Annotated in this window: 16 protein-coding genes; 14 read left to right on the top strand and 2 right to left on the bottom strand. The window is 72.3% G+C overall.

The window, feature by feature from the left end:
- Window positions 1–45: 45 nt before the first annotated feature.
- Together QIS99_RS20215 and QIS99_RS20210 are read right to left on the bottom strand one after the other, a co-directional pair.
- Window positions 46–324 (bottom strand): ferredoxin, encoded by a 279-nt coding sequence (locus QIS99_RS20215; protein ID WP_282514962.1) that lies wholly within the window; start codon window positions 322–324, stop codon window positions 46–48.
- Complete coding sequence (locus QIS99_RS20210) at window positions 324–1,487, bottom strand: Rieske 2Fe-2S domain-containing protein (protein WP_282514961.1); 1,164 nt, start codon at window positions 1,485–1,487, stop codon at window positions 324–326. The genes QIS99_RS20215 and QIS99_RS20210 overlap by 1 nt, the downstream gene beginning before the upstream one ends.
- A gap of 249 nt (window positions 1,488–1,736) precedes the next feature.
- Here QIS99_RS20210 and QIS99_RS20205 point away from each other — a divergent pair, with 249 nt between their 5' ends.
- The 14 genes from QIS99_RS20205 (at window position 1,737) to QIS99_RS20140 (ending at window position 17,073) form a co-directional block, all read left to right on the top strand.
- On the top strand, window positions 1,737–2,483 hold the full coding sequence (locus tag QIS99_RS20205) for an SDR family NAD(P)-dependent oxidoreductase (RefSeq protein WP_282514960.1): 747 nt from the start codon (window positions 1,737–1,739) through the stop codon (window positions 2,481–2,483).
- Window positions 2,484–2,688: 205 nt separating this feature from the next.
- Window positions 2,689–3,849 (top strand): steroid 3-ketoacyl-CoA thiolase, encoded by a 1,161-nt coding sequence (locus tag QIS99_RS20200; RefSeq protein ID WP_282514959.1) that lies wholly within the window; start codon window positions 2,689–2,691, stop codon window positions 3,847–3,849.
- Between the two features lie 9 nt (window positions 3,850–3,858).
- Window positions 3,859–6,069, top strand: a complete 2,211-nt coding sequence (locus QIS99_RS20195) for an acyl-CoA dehydrogenase (RefSeq protein WP_282514958.1) — start codon at window positions 3,859–3,861, stop codon at window positions 6,067–6,069.
- A gap of 35 nt (window positions 6,070–6,104) precedes the next feature.
- Window positions 6,105–6,998 carry a MaoC/PaaZ C-terminal domain-containing protein gene (locus tag QIS99_RS20190; protein ID WP_282514957.1) on the top strand — a complete coding sequence of 298 codons (894 nt, stop codon included), beginning with the start codon at window positions 6,105–6,107 and terminating at the stop codon, window positions 6,996–6,998.
- Window positions 6,995–7,666, top strand: a complete 672-nt coding sequence (locus tag QIS99_RS20185; protein ID WP_282514956.1) for a PaaI family thioesterase — start codon at window positions 6,995–6,997, stop codon at window positions 7,664–7,666. The genes QIS99_RS20190 and QIS99_RS20185 overlap by 4 nt, the downstream gene beginning before the upstream one ends.
- A gap of 196 nt (window positions 7,667–7,862) precedes the next feature.
- A complete protein-coding gene (locus QIS99_RS20180; RefSeq protein ID WP_282514955.1) occupies window positions 7,863–8,621 on the top strand; it encodes an SDR family NAD(P)-dependent oxidoreductase in 759 nt (252 codons plus the stop codon).
- Between the two features lie 22 nt (window positions 8,622–8,643).
- On the top strand, window positions 8,644–10,317 hold the full coding sequence (locus QIS99_RS20175) for an AMP-binding protein (protein WP_282514954.1): 1,674 nt from the start codon (window positions 8,644–8,646) through the stop codon (window positions 10,315–10,317).
- Between the two features lie 55 nt (window positions 10,318–10,372).
- Window positions 10,373–11,539, top strand: coding sequence for an acyl-CoA dehydrogenase family protein (locus QIS99_RS20170; protein ID WP_282515000.1), 1,167 nt, complete (start codon window positions 10,373–10,375; stop codon window positions 11,537–11,539).
- The gene (locus QIS99_RS20165) at window positions 11,536–12,600 is read left to right on the top strand and encodes a bifunctional MaoC family dehydratase N-terminal/OB-fold nucleic acid binding domain-containing protein (protein WP_282514952.1); all 1,065 of its coding nucleotides are present in this window, start codon (window positions 11,536–11,538) and stop codon (window positions 12,598–12,600) included. The genes QIS99_RS20170 and QIS99_RS20165 overlap by 4 nt, the downstream gene beginning before the upstream one ends.
- Window positions 12,600–13,838, top strand: a complete 1,239-nt coding sequence (locus QIS99_RS20160) for an acyl-CoA dehydrogenase family protein (protein WP_282514951.1) — start codon at window positions 12,600–12,602, stop codon at window positions 13,836–13,838. The genes QIS99_RS20165 and QIS99_RS20160 overlap by 1 nt, the downstream gene beginning before the upstream one ends.
- Window positions 13,835–14,275 (top strand): MaoC family dehydratase, encoded by a 441-nt coding sequence (locus tag QIS99_RS20155; protein ID WP_282514950.1) that lies wholly within the window; start codon window positions 13,835–13,837, stop codon window positions 14,273–14,275. Before QIS99_RS20160 ends, QIS99_RS20155 begins: the two co-directional genes overlap by 4 nt.
- The gene (locus QIS99_RS20150) at window positions 14,272–15,453 is read left to right on the top strand and encodes a lipid-transfer protein (RefSeq protein WP_282514949.1); all 1,182 of its coding nucleotides are present in this window, start codon (window positions 14,272–14,274) and stop codon (window positions 15,451–15,453) included. The genes QIS99_RS20155 and QIS99_RS20150 overlap by 4 nt, the downstream gene beginning before the upstream one ends.
- Window positions 15,450–16,298, top strand: coding sequence for a MaoC/PaaZ C-terminal domain-containing protein (locus QIS99_RS20145; RefSeq protein WP_282514948.1), 849 nt, complete (start codon window positions 15,450–15,452; stop codon window positions 16,296–16,298). The genes QIS99_RS20150 and QIS99_RS20145 overlap by 4 nt, the downstream gene beginning before the upstream one ends.
- Window positions 16,291–17,073 carry a 2-keto-4-pentenoate hydratase gene (locus tag QIS99_RS20140; RefSeq protein ID WP_282514947.1) on the top strand — a complete coding sequence of 261 codons (783 nt, stop codon included), beginning with the start codon at window positions 16,291–16,293 and terminating at the stop codon, window positions 17,071–17,073. The genes QIS99_RS20145 and QIS99_RS20140 overlap by 8 nt, the downstream gene beginning before the upstream one ends.
- Window positions 17,074–17,206: the final 133 nt, after the last annotated feature.

The raw sequence follows: 17,206 nt of genomic DNA, 5'->3' as shown, positions 1-17,206 counted from the left end.
CGTATCTCGTGGGGAGTTCGAAGACGGCCCGCCCCGCCCCCGTGTTCAGCCCGCGTGCTCGTCGTCCAGGACCTCGACCGTGCCGTTCAGGGCCGCAGCGCGGATGGTCGCGCCCAGGGCGTGGCAGGTCTCCAAGGCGCCGGGCGCGGCCGGGCCGGACATGGCGGCAGTGTGCTCCGTGCAGCCGCGCAGCGCCTCGCTGTTCCACTGCACGCTCGTCTGCTGCAAGCTGCTCTTGCGCACCAGCACCCGGCTGCCGCACTGCCCGCAGGACACCGGGCGCATGGGCGCCCCGTCGGTGAGACGGTTGTCCTGGGGCGCCATCAGGCGGCCGGGGTCTTCGCGGCGGCGGCCTTGCGGGCCAGATTGTCCTCGACCTCCCGCTGCCAGGCCTCGACGGGCCGGGTGGTGTCGAGTTCGAACTCGAAGCGGTCGGTCATCTCGGGGCGCACCGCGTCCGCGTCCACATAGAACTGCTCGTACCAGCGGCGCAGTTGATAGACCGGGCCGTCCTCCTCGCACAGGAGCGGATTGTCGATCCGGGTCTTGTTCTTCCAGATCGCGATGTCCTGCTCGAATCCCAGCTTGATGAACTCGGCCATGGCGGCCGCGAGTTCCTCGGACTCGTTGCCCGACATCGTGTCCGCTCGCTTCACGATGATGCCGTACTGGAGGATGAACTTGTCAGCACTGACCGGGTAGTGACAGTTGATCAGGACGCATTGGGCCTCGCCGCCGTCCAGCTCGTAGACGAGATCGTCGATCATGAACGACGGGCCGTGGTAAGTGGCCACCGAACTGCTGCCCGTGGTCTTCGCGCGGCTGCCGTCCTGCTCCTGCGGGCGGGCGTCGGGCCGCCCGGAGCCGCGCATGTACTGGGTGGCGGTGTGGCCCTCGAAGACGTTCTTGAAGTACGTCGGGAACGAGTAGTGCACGTAGAAGAAGTGCGCCATGTCCACCACGTTGTCCACCACTTCGCGGCAGTTGGCGTCCACCTCGGTCTCGTACCAGACCCAGTCGGTCCAGCCCTCGCTCGTGGCGCCCTCGATGCGCGGGACGGTGACGTCCGCGGGCGGCGGATTGCCCTCGGGGTCGTTCCAGACGAAGAGCATCCCGTCCTGGTCGAGGCTCGGCCAGGACGCGGTGCGGGCCCGCAGGGGCACACGCCGGGAGTACGGGATCTGCTTGCAGCGGCCGTCGCCGCCCCAGCGCCAGTCGTGGAAGGGGCAGGCGACCTGGTCGCCCTTGACGGTTCCCTGCGAGAGGTCGCCGCCCATGTGCCGGCAGTAGGCGTCGAGGACGTTCAGCGTGCCGTCGCCGCTCTGGAACACGACCAGCTTCTGGCCGAAGGCCTGCACCGCGTGCGGCTTGCCGTCCTTGAACTTCTCGGCGAGGCCCAGGCAGTGCCAGCCGCGGGCGAAGCGCGTCGGCGCCGCCCCGGCGTCGATGGACCGGACTGCGTCGTGCTCTGACTCGACTGCGCTCACGTTGATCTCATCCCCTCAGGACGCGACTTCTGCACGGTGCCGACGGTAGGCCCGGCCGCGCGCCGCCACCGGCGCCCGTCCCACTGACCGGAACCCGGCGTCCGGGCCGTTCGGGGGAGGCTTCCGGTCAGCGGGACGCTCCGCGACCCGCGTCCAGGGCGCCGGTAGGGTCCGCCGCCTCTTTCCGTGTGTTCTCCCTGGGCATTTCCGTGTGTTCTCCCGTGCGCAGCAGCCAGAGAAGGGGCCGTGTTGAAGCGTTTCGAGGGTCTTCGCGTCGTACTCACCGGGGCGGGCTCGGGCATCGGGCGGGCCACCGCGGTCCGTCTGGTGGCCGAGGGGGCGGCCGTCTTCGCCGTTGACGTCTCGGGCGGCGGCCTGGCTGCGACAGCCGCCGAGGTGGCCGGGTCCGGACGGATCGTCACCCGGGTCGCCGACGTCGGTGACGAGGGCGCGGTGGTGGACGCCGTGCGCGCGGCCGTCGCCGAACTGGGGGGCGTCGATGTCCTGGTGAACGTGGCGGGCATCCACCGCACCACGCCGATCGAGCGGCTCACCGTCGACGACCTGAACCAGCTCTTCACCGTCAACACGGTGGGTACGGCGCTGTTCTGCCGCGAAGTGCTGCCCCATCTCCCGGACGGCACCGGCGTGATCGTCAATGTGGCGTCCTCCGCTGCGGCGCACGGCAACCCGTTCATGACCGCGTACGCGGCGTCCAAGGGGGCGGTGCTCGCCTTCTCGCTGTCCCTCGCCGCCGAGGTGGCGCACCGCGGGATCCGTGTCGTGCCCGTCTCGCCCGGCACGGTCCGCACCCCGCTCGTCGGGCCGCACGTGCTGCCGCCCGACCTGGACGCGAGCTACTACGCGCGGATCCGGCCGCCGTTCGGGGCCGCGGACCCGGAACAGATCGCCGCAGCCATCGCCTTCGCGGCGTCCACGGACGGGAGTTACCTCACCGGCGCCGAGGTGCGGGTGGACGGCGGGTCCCACCTATGACGTCGTGTGATCGCGGGCGTCAAGTCACTCAGCGGGACTGACACTTGCCCCTTACAAGAACCAATTCTAGTTTTCGGGTGTGGCGCTGACCCGGATACCCCTCCGGGCCACTCGCGTCAGCCACCGCTCCGCCCGGAACCGGTGGCCAACCGGGCCCGTCCGTCCCGCTGTCGGACGCCGGGCCGCCCCACCCTTACGGAGAACCATGGCCGAGGCCGTCATCGTCGACGCCGCGCGCACGCCGGTCGGCCGGCGCCGCGGCGCCCTGTCCACCCTGCATCCGGCGCGGTTGCTCGGCCTGACCCAGCGAGGGCTCATCGACCGCTCGGGCATCGCACCGGACGTGGTCGAGCAGGTGATCGGCGGCTGCGTCACCCAGGCGGGGGAGCAGTCCAACAACGTCACCCGCAACGCCTGGCTGCACGCCGGACTGCCGTACACCACCGCGTGCACGTCCATCGACTGCGCCTGCGGCTCGTCCCAGCAGGCAGTCCACCTGGTCGCCGGACTCATCGCCTCCGGAGCGATCGAGGCGGGCATCGGTTGCGGCGTGGAGTCGATGAGCCGGGTCTTCCTCGGCCAGGCGCTCACCCCGGACACCGGGTCACCGGTACCGGCGGACTTCGCCCTCGACATGCCCGACCAGTTCAACGCCGCCGAGCGCATCGCCCGTAAGCGCGGCATCACCCGCGCCGACGTGGACGCCTTCGGCGTCGCCTCGCAGCGCAACGCCGCCACGGCCTGGGCCGAAGGGCGTTTCGACGGGCAGATCATCGAGGTCGACGCGCCCGTGCACGGACCGGACGGGCCGACCGGCGAGACCGTCCGCGTCACCCGCGACGAGGGGCTGCGCGCCACCACGCCGGAGCAGGCCGCCGCGCTGAAGCCGGTGATCCCCGACGGCATCCACACCGCCGCCAACTCCTCCCAGATCAGCGACGGAGCCGCCGCCGTCCTGCTGATGAGCGAGCGGCGCGCCGAGCGGCTCGGCCTTCGCCCCCGCGCCCGGATCGTCGCCTCCGGCATGGTCGGCTCCGATCCGTACTACCACCTGGACGGGCCCGTGGAGGCCACCGCGCACGTGCTGCGCCGGGCCGGGATGACGCTGGGGGACATCGACCTGGTCGAGATCAACGAGGCGTTCGCCTCGGTGGTGCTGTCCTGGGCGCAGGTCCACAAGGCCGACATGGCCAAGGTCAACGTCAACGGCGGCGCCATCGCGCTGGGTCATGCGGTGGGCTCCACCGGCGCCCGGCTCATCACCCAGGCCGTGAACGAACTGGAGCGCGCAGACCAGTCCACCGCGCTCGTCACCATGTGCGCCGGTGGCGCGCACTCCACCGCCACCATCATCGAGCGCATCTGAGGAGGCGTCATGACCATCGGCCTCACCGAGGAACACCGTGATCTGCGCGACGCCGTACGCGCTTTCGCCAAGCGGCACATCACCCAGGACGCCGTCCGTCGTGCCGTCGACGCCAAGAACGAGAGCCTGCCGCCGTACTGGGGTGAGCTCGCCGGGCAGGGCCTGCTCGGCCTGCACCTGCCCGAGGCACACGGCGGCTCCGGCTACGGGATGCTCGAACTGGCCGTATCCGTAGAGGAGTTGGGGCGGGCGCTGGCTCCTGGGCCATTCCTGCCCAGCTCCCTCGCCGCGGCCGTACTGCACCGGGCCGGGTACACCGGGCCGCTGCCCGCGCTCGCCGACGGAAGCCGCGTCGGCGCGGTCGGGCTCGCACCCGGCACCCTCGCCGTGACCCGCGCGCAGGACGGCACGGCGAGTGTCACCGGCGACTCGGAACTCGTCGTCGGCGGCCACCTCGCCGACCTCTTCGTGCTGCCGGTCCGCGACGGTGACGGCCTCGCCTGGATCGTGCTGCCACGTGCCGCCGCGTCGGTGGACGACGTCGCGAGCCACGACCTCACCCGGCGCTCGTCCCGGCTGCGGCTGCGGGACGTCACCGTCAAGGACGCCGACATCCTCGACATCGACGAGCACGCGCCGCTCGATCTGGCCGCGGTGCTGTTCGCCGCCGAGGCGTCGGGCATCGCAGACCGCTCCGTCACCACCGCCGCCGACCACGCCCGGGTGCGCGAGCAGTTCGGCCGACCGGTCGGCCAGTTCCAGGGGGTCAAGCACCGCTGCGCGCGGATGCTCGCCCAGGCCGAGCAGGCCAGGGCCTGCGCCTGGGACGCGGCACGTGCGGCGGACCCCGGAGCGGTGTCCGATCCCGGGGAGGCGGCACTTGCGGCGGCTGTGGCCGGAACGACCGGTGTGGAGGCGGGCTTCGCCACCGCGAAGGACTGCATCCAGGTCCTCGGCGGCATCGGCTTCACCTGGGAGCACGACGCGCATCTCGCCCTGCGCCGCGCCCAGACCCTGCGCATCACCCTCGGCTCGACGGCCCACTGGCGCCGCCGGGTCGCCCGCCTCACCCTGGACGGGGCGCGCAGGACCCTGAGCGTCGAGCTGCCGCCGGAGGCGGAGAGCGCCCGCGCCTCCGTACGGGCCGAACTCCGCGCCGCAGCCGCACTGGAGGGCAAGGAGCGCACGACCCGCCTCGCCGACGACGGCTACACCGCACCGCATCTGCCCGCCCCCTGGGGCAAGGGAGCCGACGCCGTGACGCAGCTCGTCATCGCCGAGGAGCTGCGGGCGGCCGGCCTGACCCCCGTGGACATGATCATCGGGGGCTGGGTGGTACCCACCCTCATCGCCCACGGCAGCGCCGCGCAGCAGGAGCGCTTCCTCGCCCCGAGCCTGAGCGGCGACCTGGTGTGGTGCCAGCTGTTCAGCGAGCCCGGCGCGGGCTCGGACCTCGCCGGGCTGACCACCCGCGCGGAGAAGACCGACGACGGCTGGCTGATCACCGGGCAGAAGGTGTGGACCTCCATGGCCCGCGACGCCCACTGGGGTGTCCTGCTCGCCCGCACCGACGCCGACGCGCCCAAGCACAAGGGCCTGTCGTACTTCCTCCTCGACATGACGAGCCCCGGCCTCGACATCAGGCCGCTGCGGCAGATCACCGGTGAGGCCGAGTTCAACGAGGTCTTCCTCGACCAGGTGTTCATCCCGGACGAACTGCTCGTCGCGGGACCCGGCGACGGCTGGAGGCTCGCCCGCACCACCCTCGCCAACGAGCGGGTCGCCCTCTCCGACGACACCGTGGGCTCGGGCGCCCAGACCCTCCTGGAGATGGCCGCGGCCACACCGGACATCGTCGACGACGCACGCCTGACCGAGCTCGGCGGCGCCCTGTGCGACGGTCAGTCGGGCGCACTGCTCGGACTCCGCACGACCCTGCGCTCGGTCGCCGGGCAGCAGCCGGGCGCCGAGGCCAGCATCGCCAAGCTGCTCGGCGTCGAACACCAGCAGCAGGTCTGGGAGATGTGCGTGGAGTGGCAGGGCACCGCCGCGCTGACCGGCGAAGGCCACCGCCACGACCCGACCTGGATGTTCCTCAACTCCCGCTGCCTGTCCATCGCGGGCGGCACGACCGAGGTCCAGCTGAACATCATCGGCGAGCGGCTGCTCGGCCTGCCGCGTGACCCGGAGCCCGCACCGAAGCGCTCCCGCCAGGCCTGACATCACCCCAACTCACCTACTGCGAAAGGTCGTTCATGCCCATCGACCGGCACAAGGCGCTCGGCGCCGAGCCGTCCCGGCGCGACATCAGCTGGAGCACCCGTGACGTGCTCCTCTACCACCTCAGCCTGGGCGCCGGAGCCGACGCGGCCACCGGCCCCGAACTGCACCTCACCTACGAACGCGGCCTCACGGTGCTGCCGACCTTCGCGGTGGTCGCGGGCTCAGGCCCTTCGGCCGGTGACGTTCCCGCCGTCGGCAACGCGATGCCCGGCATCGACATCGACCTGCGCTCCATGCTGCATGCAGGGCAGGGACTCGCGATCCACCGCCCCCTGCCCGCGTCCGGCACCGCGACGCTCACCTCACGCGTCACCGAGGTGTGGGACAAGGGCAAGGCGGCGCTGATCGTCCTGGAGTCGGCCGCCAACGCGCCCGACGGCGACGCCCTGTGGACCTCGACCACCCGCATCTGGGTCAGGGGCGAGGGCGGGTTCGGAGGCGAGCCGGGGCCGGAGGACGTCGTGTCCGAGCCCGAGGGTCCGGCCGACCGCGTCCTCAACTCGCCGACCGTACCCGGGCAGGCACTCCTGTACCGGCTCAACGGCGACCTCAACCCCTTGCACGCCGACCCGGAGTTCGCCAAGTCCGCCGGTTTCGACCGGCCGATCCTGCACGGCCTCGCCTCGTACGGCCTGGTCTGCAAGGCCCTGGTCGACGGACTGCTCGACGGTGACGTGACGCGATTGACCGGCCTGAGCGTACGGTTCGCCGGCCCGCTGACCCCGGGGGAGACGATCCGCACCGCCGTCTGGCGCGGTGCGGGCACGGACGCGGACGGGGCCGAGCGGCTCGTCCTGCGCTCCACCTGCCCGGAGCGTTCGGAAGCGCCGGTGCTCACCCACGCGAGCGCGACGGTCCGCGCATGAACACCGGCACGCGGGAGACGGGCGCGGGGCAGCAGACGGGCGAGACGGGGCGTCGGGACGCGCCTCCACTCGTCGCCACGCCCCATGACGACGGCGTCGACGCCGCGGTCGACGCCGCCCGCCGGGTGATCGCGGGACTGCTCGCCGTGGGCGACCAGACCGACCTGCAACTCAGCGCCGTCACCGCGCAGTTGAACGCCGTGGCGGACCACTTGGACAAGCACGCCCCCGACCGGGCGGCACGCCTGGCCGTGATGTGGCAGGGCGAGGGGGTGACCCGCCACGACCCGGTTACCGGACCCGAGAACGCCCTCGCCCCGCCGCTGGCCCTGCACGGCATGGACGACGGGTCGGTCCAGGGCACGGTCACCCTGGGCCTGCCCTACCAGGGCCCGCCGGGGCACGTCCACGGCGGTGTCTCCGCGCTCCTGCTCGACCACACCCTCGGCGTGGCGAACCACTGGGGCGGGCCCTCGGGCATGACCGCCGAACTGACCCTGCGCTACCGGCGCCCCACGCCGCTGTTCGAGCCGCTGACGATCACGGCACGGCAGGTGTCCGTGGACGGGTCCCGTATCCGGACCGTCGGCGCCATCTCGGCCGGCGGCCGCGCATGCGTCACGGCGGAGGGCCTGTTCATCAACAAGCACCTGCCGCGCCCGGACTGATCACGACTCGCCCGCTCGTACCACTGAGCGGGAGCGGCACACCGCCAGGCACGGGCCCGCGCCGAGGATGGGCCGCGGGGCCCGGGGCGGGTCGCCACCACCGAGCCGCCGCCACCGGGCCGCCACCACTGAGCCGCCGCCACCGAGCGCCGTCACCGAAAGCCGCCGCCGAAAGCCGCCACCGAAAGGGAGAGTGATGGGAAGCCTCGAAGGCAGGGTCGCGATCGTCACCGGAGCAGGGCAGGGCGTGGGTCGCGGCATCGCTCTCGCGCTCGCCGCCGAGGGCGTCTCGATCGCCGTGGCCGGGCGTACGGCGGCGAAGCTGACCGCGGTCTGCGAAGAACTGCGCGCCCGGGGGGTGGAGGCGGAGCCCTTCGTCTTCGACGTGCTCGACACCGAGCGCGCCCCCGAGGTGGTGGCGGCCGTCGCCGAGCGCTTCGGCCGCATCGACATCCTCGTCAACAACGCCTACACCGGCCGCTACGGCCCGCTGCTCTCCATGAGCGACGACGACTTCCACAAGGGCTTCCGCAGCGGCCCGTTCGCCGCCTTCGCCCTCATGAAGGCCACCCATCCGCATCTCAGGAAGAACGGCGGCTCGGTGATCAATCTGGTCACCTCCGCGATGGTCCGCTGGGACCTGCGCACGTACGGCGCGTACGCCGCGGCCAAGGCGGCCCTGCGCTCCCTGACCCGCACCGCAGCGGGCGAATGGGGCCGCGACGGCATCCGGGTCAACGCGATCGCCCCGCACGCCACTTCACCGTCGTACGAGAAGTGGCAGGCCGAACACCCTCAGGAGGCGGCCGAGTTCTGCGCCTCCATACCGCTCGGCTATGTCGGGGACTGCGAGCAGGACATCGGTCGCGCCGTCGTCATGCTCTGCGGCCCCGACGCCCGTTACCTCACGGGTGCGACCGTCCCGCTGGACGGCGGACAGGCCAACTTCGACTGACGGACCTGCGAGAGGGACCGACGTGCCACACCACACCATTGCCGACCTGCTGCTCGCGAGGGTCGGGGACGACCACGTGGGTCTGCGCACCCGCGAGCGCGGCTGGACCTGGGACGAGGTCGTCCGGGAGAGCGCCGCCCGCGCCGCCTGGGCGGGCGAGCTGCGCACCGAGGGGCCGTTCCACATCGGAGTGCTCCTGGACAACGTTCCTGAGTACGTCTTCTGGCTGGGCGCCGCGGCACTCGGCGGTGCGGCCGTCGTCGGCATCAACCCCACCCGGCGCGGCGCCGAGCTGGAGCGCGAAGTGCGGCACACCGACTGCCAGTTGATCGTCACCGACCGAGCCGGACTCGCCCTGCTCGACGGCCTGGACATCGGCGTCGACCGGGACCGCTTCCTGCTCGTGGACGCACCGGAATACGCGGCCCGGCTCGCCACGCACACCACGGAACCGACCGCGAACCCGGAGCCGACCGCGAACCCGGAGGTGACCGCCGCCACCCGGATGCTGCTCCTGCTGACCTCCGGGACCACCGGCACCTCCAAGGCCGCGATCTGCTCCCAGGGGCGGCTCGCCGCACTCGGCGCGGCCAACAGCGCCAAGTACGACATCGGCCGCAGGGACATCTGCTACTGCCCGATGCCGCTCTTCCACGGCAACGCCCTGATGGCGCTCTGGGCCCCGGCGCTCACCGCCGGGGCCACCATCGCCCTCACCGAACGCTTCTCGGCCTCCGGATTCCTGCCGGACGTACGGCACTTCTCGGCCACCTACTTCACGTACGTGGGCAAGGCGATCGGCTACATCCTGGCCAGGCCCGGGACGGCGGACGACCGGGACAACCGGCTGACGCACGCCTTCGGCACGGAGGCGTCGCCGGAGGACGCGGCCGCGTTCCTGGAACGGTTCGGCTGTCGGCTCGTCGAGGGCTACGGATCCAGCGAGGGCGCCGGCCTGCTCCGGCGGGCGCCGGACGCCCCCACGGGCGCGCTCGGGGTGCCCGCGCGGGACGGCGTGCGGATCGTGCACCCGGACAGCCGCGCCCGCTGCCCCGCCGCCGTCCTCGACACCCACGGCAGAGTCCTCAACCCCGAGGACGCCATCGGCGAGATCGTCGACACCGAAGGCGCCGCCCGATTCGAGGGCTACTACAACAACGAGGCGGCCAACGCCGAACGCGTACGCCACGGCTGGTACTGGACCGGCGACCTCGGCTATGTCGACGAGGCCGGCTACTTCTACTTCGCGGGCCGCGCAGGGGACTGGATCAGGGTCGACGGAGAGAACACCTCGGCGCTCCTCACCGAACGGATTCTGCGCCGCCATCCCGGAGTGCTCGCCGCCGGTGTCTTCGGCGTCCCCGACCCGCGCTCCGGTGACCAGGTGATGGCCGCGATCGAGATAGCGGAGGGGACCCGCTTCGAGGACCTGGACCTGGCGAACTTCCTGGCCGGGCAGGAGGACCTCGGAACCAAGGGGGCGCCCCGCTACGTCCGCGTCTCGCACGCCCTGCCGACGACCGGCTCCAACAAGCTGCGCAAGAAGGAGATGCAGCTCGCCGGCTGGCGCACCGCCGACCCCGTCCACCGCTGGGCCGGCCGCGGCCGGCCCGCGTACGCACCGATGACCGACGAGGACAAGGCGGCCCTGCGCGACGAGTTCCACGCGAACGGGCGCGCGCGCTTCCTTCCCTGACCACACCCGGCCCACTGCCGGGAGCGCGTCCGGCGTGACGACCAAGGAGAACCAGATGCAACTGCGCGAGAGCGCCGCGCAGCTAGAGCTGCGCCGGGAACTGCGGGCGTACTTCTCGGGCCTGATGCCCGAGGAGGAGCGCCGCCGGGCAGGCGAGGAAGGGGTGGGCGGAGGCCGTTTCCGCGAGGTGGTCGCCCGGCTCGGCGCCGACGGCTGGCTCGGCATCGGCTGGCCCACCGAGTACGGAGGCCAGGGCCGGTCGGTCGAGGAGCAGTACGTGTTCTTCGACGAGGTCCAGCGCGCCGGACTGCCCTTCCCCTTCGTCACCGTGAACACCGTGGGGCCGACCCTGATGGCGCACGGCTCCGAGGAGCACAAGAAGCGGTTCCTGCCCGGCATCCTGGCGGGCGACATCGTGTTCGCCATCGGCTACACGGAACCCGGAGCGGGCACCGACCTCGCCGCCCTGAGCACCCGGGCGCGGCGCGACGGGGACTCCTTCGTGGTGGACGGCAGCAAGATCTTCACCAGCGGCGCGAACACGGCCGACTACATCTGGCTGGCCGCCAGAACGGACCCGGATGCCCCCAAGCACCGGGGCATTTCCATCCTGATCGTGCCGACCGACGCGGACGGCTTCTCGTGGAACCCGCTGCCGACGGTGGGCGGCATGGTCGTCACGGCCACCTACTACAGCGGCATCCGGGTGCCCGTCGAGGACGTGGTGGGCGAGGTGGACGGCGGCTGGCGGCTGATCACCGCACAGCTCAACCACGAGCGCATCGGGCTCGCCGCGCTCGGCGGTCGCATGATCCAGCTCTGGGAGCGGGTCCTTGAGTGGGCCAGGGCCAACGGCACCGCCGAACTGCCCTGGGTCCGCGACGAGTTCGCCCGTACGCACGCCCGGCTTGAGGCGATGCGGTTGATGAACTGGAAGATGACGGCCGCGGTCGCCGAGTCCACGCTCACCGGCGCCGACGCCGGAGCCGCGAAGGTGTACGGGACCGAGACACATATCGACGTCCAGCGCTCACTCACCCAGATCCTCGGCGCGGCGGGGCGCATCAGGCCCGAGTCGCCCGGGGCCGTCCTCTCCGGCCAGGTCGAACAGCTCTCCCGGCAGGGCATCGTGAACACCTTCGGCGGCGGCGTCAACGAGATCCTGCGCGACATGGTCGCCACCCAGGGGCTCGGCCTGCCGCGAGCGGGGCGTGGCGCATGAAGGTCACTGCCGATGCCGATGCCGACCGCCCCGACCGCCCCGACCGCCCCGACCGCGCTGACCACGCGGGTCGTTCCGGTTACGAAGAGCGCCTGCAGGCGTTCGTCGGACGGGAGTTGAACGCGCGCACCCCGGGCCCCGACCCCGTCAACCAGCCCATGATCCGGCACTGGACGGCGGCCATGGGTGACGCGAACCCGGTGTACACCGACATCGAGGCGGCCCGTGCCACGGGCCGGCAGGGCGTCGTCGCCCCGGCGTCCATGATCCAGGCGTGGACGATGCGCGGGTACGGCGTGTCCGGCGCATCGCAGCCCGGCCGTCAGGGCTTCGACGAACTGGTCGAACTGCTCGACGCGGGCGGCTACACCTCGGTCGTGGCGACGGACTCCGAGTTCGAGTTCCTCCGCGAAGTGGTGGTGGGCGACCACGTCGCCGTACGGGAGGTCGTCGAGTCGATCTCGCCCGAGAAGCGAACAGGCCTCGGCACCGGACGGTTCGTCACAACCCTGAAGACCTACAGCGACCAGGACGGGGAGACCGTCGCCACCCAGCGCTGGCGCACTCTGCGCTTCCGTCCCCCGGAGCCGGAGCCGGAGCCGGAGCCGGAGCCGGAGCCGGAGCCGGAGGCTACGCGTGTGCCGGAGCCGCGTGCGCTGCGGCCTCGCCCCGCCGTCAACCGGGACAACGCCTTCTGGTTCGAGGGTGCGCGGGAGCACCGCCTTCTCGTCCAGCGCTGCGCCGCCTGTTCCGTGCTGCGCCATCCGCCGGGTCCCTGCTGCCCGGAGTGCGGCTCCCTGGACTGGGAGACCGTCGAGGCTTCCGGCCGCGGTCAGGTGTACAGCTTCGTGGTGAACCACCACCCCCGGCACCCGGCCTTCGACTTCCCGCACCTCGTCGCGGTCGTCGCCCTGGACGAGGGCACCCGGCTCATCGCCGACCTGACCGGCGTCGCCCCCGAGGACGTGGCGATCGGTATGCCGGTGGTCCTCGACTGGCTCGACGCCGACCCCGACCTGTCCCTGCCGGTGTTCCGGCCCGCCGCGACGGAGGCCAACTGATGGATTTCTCCCTGGGAGAAGAGCTCGAAGCCGTGCGGGACCTGGCGCGTGAGATCTTCACCGACCGGGCGTCCTCCGACCGGCTGCGCGCCGTGGAGACCTCGGCGACCCGAGTCGACGACCGGCTCTGGGGCGATCTGGCAGGGGCCGGGCTGCTCGGTGCCGCGCTGCCCGATGACGTGGGTGGTGCCGGGCTGGGTGCGGCCGGTCTGTGCGTGCTCCTGGAGGAGCAGGGGCGGCGGGTGGCGCCGGTGCCCCTGTGGCCCGCGCTCGTCGGTGCGCTCGCGGTCGCCGCGCACGGCGACCCGGGTATCCGGACCCGACTGCTCCCGTCCGTCGTGGCGGGCACGGCCCGGCTGACCGTGGCGCTGGAGGAGTTCGGCCCCGCGGATCCGGTTGCGCCCGAGGCCACGGCCACGCCAACGAGCGCTGCTGGTAAGGGGGTTCACAGTGCCGAAGGCACCCCGGGCTGGCGCCTGACCGGCACCAAGGCCGTCGTACCGGCCGCGTCCGGCGCCGGACACGTCCTGGTCAGCGCCCGCACGACGGGCGGCGACACCGGGCTCTTCCTGGTCGCCTCCGACGCCGCCGGTGTGACATGGGAGTACGCGGAGACCACCAGCCACGATCTGAGCGGCCACCTCACGCTGCACGGAGCCCCGGCCGAGGCCGTCGGAGCCCCCGGCACGGGCGTCGTCGAGTGGACCGTACGGCACGCCGGCGCCGCGCTGGCCGCGCTCCAACTGGGCGTGGCCGAGGGCGCCCTCGGCCATGCGGCCGACCATCTGCGCGAACGGCAGCAGTTCGGCCGTCCGCTGGCGACTTTCCAGGCGGTGCAGCATCAGCTCGCGGACTGCTTCATCGACGTCGAGGCGATGCGCGTGACGCTCTGGCACGCGGCGGACGCCCTGGGGGCGGTGGACGCCCTGGGAGCGGCGGGCGCCCTGGGAGCGGCGGGCGCCCTGGCGGCGACCGGCTCCCAGGGAGGTGGGACGAGCGAGGCCGAGTGCGAGAGCGCCGTGCTCGTCGCCAAGTGGTGGGCCGCGGAGGCGGGTCTGAACACCGTGCACCGGATTCAGCACCTGCACGGCGGGATCGGGGTGGACACGGACTACCCGGTGCACCGGCACTTCCTGTGGGGCAAGCAGCTCTCGTCCACCCTGGGGGGCGCCCGAGCGGACCTCGCCCGGCTCGGCGACGTACTGGCCGACTCCGCCGGCGGGGCGGCGGCCTCATGACGACGACGCCGCCCACCAGGACGTACGACGAGGTCCGCGTCGGTGACGTGTTGCCCGATCTGGTGATCCCGCTGACCCGCACCCTGATCGTCGCCACGGCCCTCGCGAGCCGCGACTACCAGGACGTGCACCACGATCCCGAACTCGCCCGGCAGCGCGGCTCGAAGGACATCTTCATGAACATTCTGACCAGCAACGGTCTCGTCGACCGGTATGTCACCGGCTGGGCAGGACCGGCCGCCGCAGTCAAGGCGATCCGCATCCGGCTCGGCGCCCCCAACCACCCCGGCGACACCCTGGTGCTCAGCGGCGAAGTGACGGCGAAGAGCGACGACGGCCGGTGCGTCGACATTGCGGTGACCGGCACCAACAGCCTGGGCGCCCACGTCACCGGCACCGTCTCGGTGCGCCTGCCGCAGGGGGTGGCGTCCCGGTGACCGCACACCCCTTGTCGGGCGCCGCCGCCGTCGCGGGGATCGGCGCGACCGAGTTCTCCAAGTTCTCCGGGCGCAGCGAACTGCAGCTCGCCTGCGAGGCGGTGCTCGCCGCCATCGACGACGCGGGCCTGAAACCGTGCGACGTCGACGGCCTGGTGACCTTCACCGCGGACACCAACTCCGAGATCCACATCGCCCGCAACACCGGCATGGGCGAGCTGACCTTCTTCTCCCGCATCGGCTACGGCGGCGGCGCCGCCTGCGCCACCGTTCAGCAGGCGGCCATGGCAATCGCCACCGGCGCCGCCGAAGTCGTCGTCTGCTACCGGGCCTTCAACGAGCGCTCCGGCGAGCGGTACGGCCTCGGCCAGGCCGACCGGCCGATGGACACCTCCGCGGACCGTGCCGCGTACGCATGGATGACACCGTTCGGACTGAACACCCCCGCCCAGTGGGTGGCCATGTTCGCCCGCCGCTACCTGCACGAGTACGGCGCCACCACCGAGGACTTCGGACGGGTCGCCGTCGTGGACCGCGCCCACGCGGCGAACAACCCCGCCGCGTACTTTTACGACCGGCCCATCACCCTGGCCGACCACCAGAGTTCACGTTGGATCGCCGAGCCGCTGCGGCTGCTCGACTGCTGCCAGGAGACCGACGGCGGCCAGGCGCTGGTGGTGGTCTCGGCCGAGCGCGCCCGGGACCTGCCCCACCCGCCCGCGGTGATCCGCGGCGCGGCCCAGGGGCTCGGTGCCGACCAGCACATGATGACGAGCTACTACCGGCCCACCATCACGGGCATCCCGGAGATGGGCCTGACCGGCCGGCAGCTCTACCGGCAGAGCGGGCTCACTCCCGCCGACATCGACGCCGCGATCCTCTACGACCACTTCACGCCGCTGGTCCTGCCCCAGCTGGAGGAACTCGGCTTCTGCGGCAGGGGCGAGGCGAAGGACTTCATCGCGGACGGCCATCTGGAGCTCGGCGGCAGCCTGCCGCTGAACACCCACGGCGGCCAGCTCGGCGAGGCGTATCTGCACGGCATGAACGGCATCGCCGAGGGCGTACGCCTGGTCCGCGGCACCTCGGTGAACCAGCCGGAGAACGTCGGGCACGTCCTGGTCACCGCGGGCACCGGAGTCCCGACCAGCGGCCTCGTCCTCGGGGCGGACCGGTGAGCGTCTCCCCGTGGCGCGGCCGCGACCTCGGCACCCGTACCGTCGCCTACACCGAACGGGACGCGATCCTCTACGCGCTCGCGGTCGGCGCGCGGGCGAGCGACCTGGACCTCGTGTACGAGGAACACCTGCGGGTGCTGCCCACCTTCGGACTGACCCTCGCCCAGTGGGCCCCCGACGCCCTGGGCGCACTCGGCGCCTTCGACGTCACCACGGCCGTGCACGGCGCCCAACGCCTGCTGGTGCGGGGCCCGTTGCCGCGCTCCGGTGAGCTGACGACGCACGCCCGGGTCGCCGAGGTGTGGGACAAGGGATCGGCCGCCGTCTTCGAGGTGGAGGTGACCTCGGAGTACTTCGTGGCCACCTGGTCGCTGTTCGCGCCCGGCTGCGGCGGTTTCGACGGCGACAGGGGGCCGTCGGCTCCCGCCCGCGCCGAGGGCGCCGCGGCCCGGCGGCTCAGCGTCGACACCCACCACCGTCAGGCCGCCCTGTACCGGCTGCTCGGCGACCGTCACGCCATGCACATGGACCCGGCCGCCGCGCGGGCCGCGGGCATGCCCCGGCCCTTCCTGCACGGCCTGTGCAGCCTCGCCGCCACCACCCTGGTGCTCGCCCCTTCGCTCGGCGCGCACCCGGCCGAACTGGCGGAGCTGGACGCGCGTTTCGCCGCTCCGGTGTTCCCGGGGGACCGCCTCGACGTGACCGCCCTGCCGGACGGGAACGGTGCGGTGCGCTTCCAGGCGTGGGCCGAGGGGCGCACGGCCCTGTCGGGCGGCCGGGCCCGCTTCCGATCCGCGCCGCCCACGGGCGGACACCCGACCCAGGAGGAGAACCCCGATGCTTGACCCCGCGCAGCGCGCCGCCGCCGCCGAACTGCTGTGGACCGCGGAGCACGACCGGTCACCGATCGCGCCCTTGGCCGGCACGTACCCCGGCATCGACGTGCACGACGCCTACGAGATCCAACTGCTCAACATCCGCCGGAGACTGGCGGCCGGCGCCACCGTCCGTGGCCACAAGGTGGGGCTGTCGTCGAAGGTCATGCAGCAGATGATGGGCGTCGACGAGCCGGACTACGGCCATCTGCTCGACGACATGGTCCTGTCCGGAACCAACGTCGAAACGGCACGCTACTGCTTCCCGCGCATCGAGGTGGAGATCGGCTACGTCCTGGGCAAGGCCCTGCCCGGCGAGGACTGCACGGCGGCGGACGTACTCGCGGCCACCGAGTGCATCGTGCCGACCATCGAGCTCATCGACAGCCGGATCACCGACTGGAGGATCGGCCTCGCCGACACCATCGCCGACAACGCCTCGTCGGCCGGTGTGATCCTGGGCGACACCCGCGTCTCGCCGGACCGCCTCGATCCGGCCGACATCGGGGCGGTGCTGCACCAGGACGGCGAGGAGGTCGCCCGGGGCAACACGAGCGCCGTGCTCGGCGACCCGACCGAGGCCGTGGCCTGGCTGTCCCGCAAGGTGGCGTCGTTCGGCGTCCGCCTGGAGGCCGGTCACCTGGTGCTGCCGGGTTCCTGCACCCGGGCCGTCGACGTCCGTGCGGGCGACTCCTTCCGGGCCGAATTCGCCGGACTCGGCTCTGTGGAGGCGCGGTTCACGTAGGCCCCAGGGGAAGCAGCGGCCGAGCGTGCCCCACTCAGCGGGACAGCCATCCGGCCGAAACTAGAATTGGTACTAGTTTTGCGCTCTCGGTGATCATCCGCCACCGATCACCGTCATCCCGTATCACCGCCAT

The organism is Streptomyces solicavernae (assembly GCF_029968095.1).
GTDB classification, from domain to species: Bacteria; Actinomycetota; Actinomycetes; order Streptomycetales; family Streptomycetaceae; genus Streptomyces; species Streptomyces solicavernae.
This window is presented reverse-complemented; position numbering and strand designations above follow the sequence as displayed.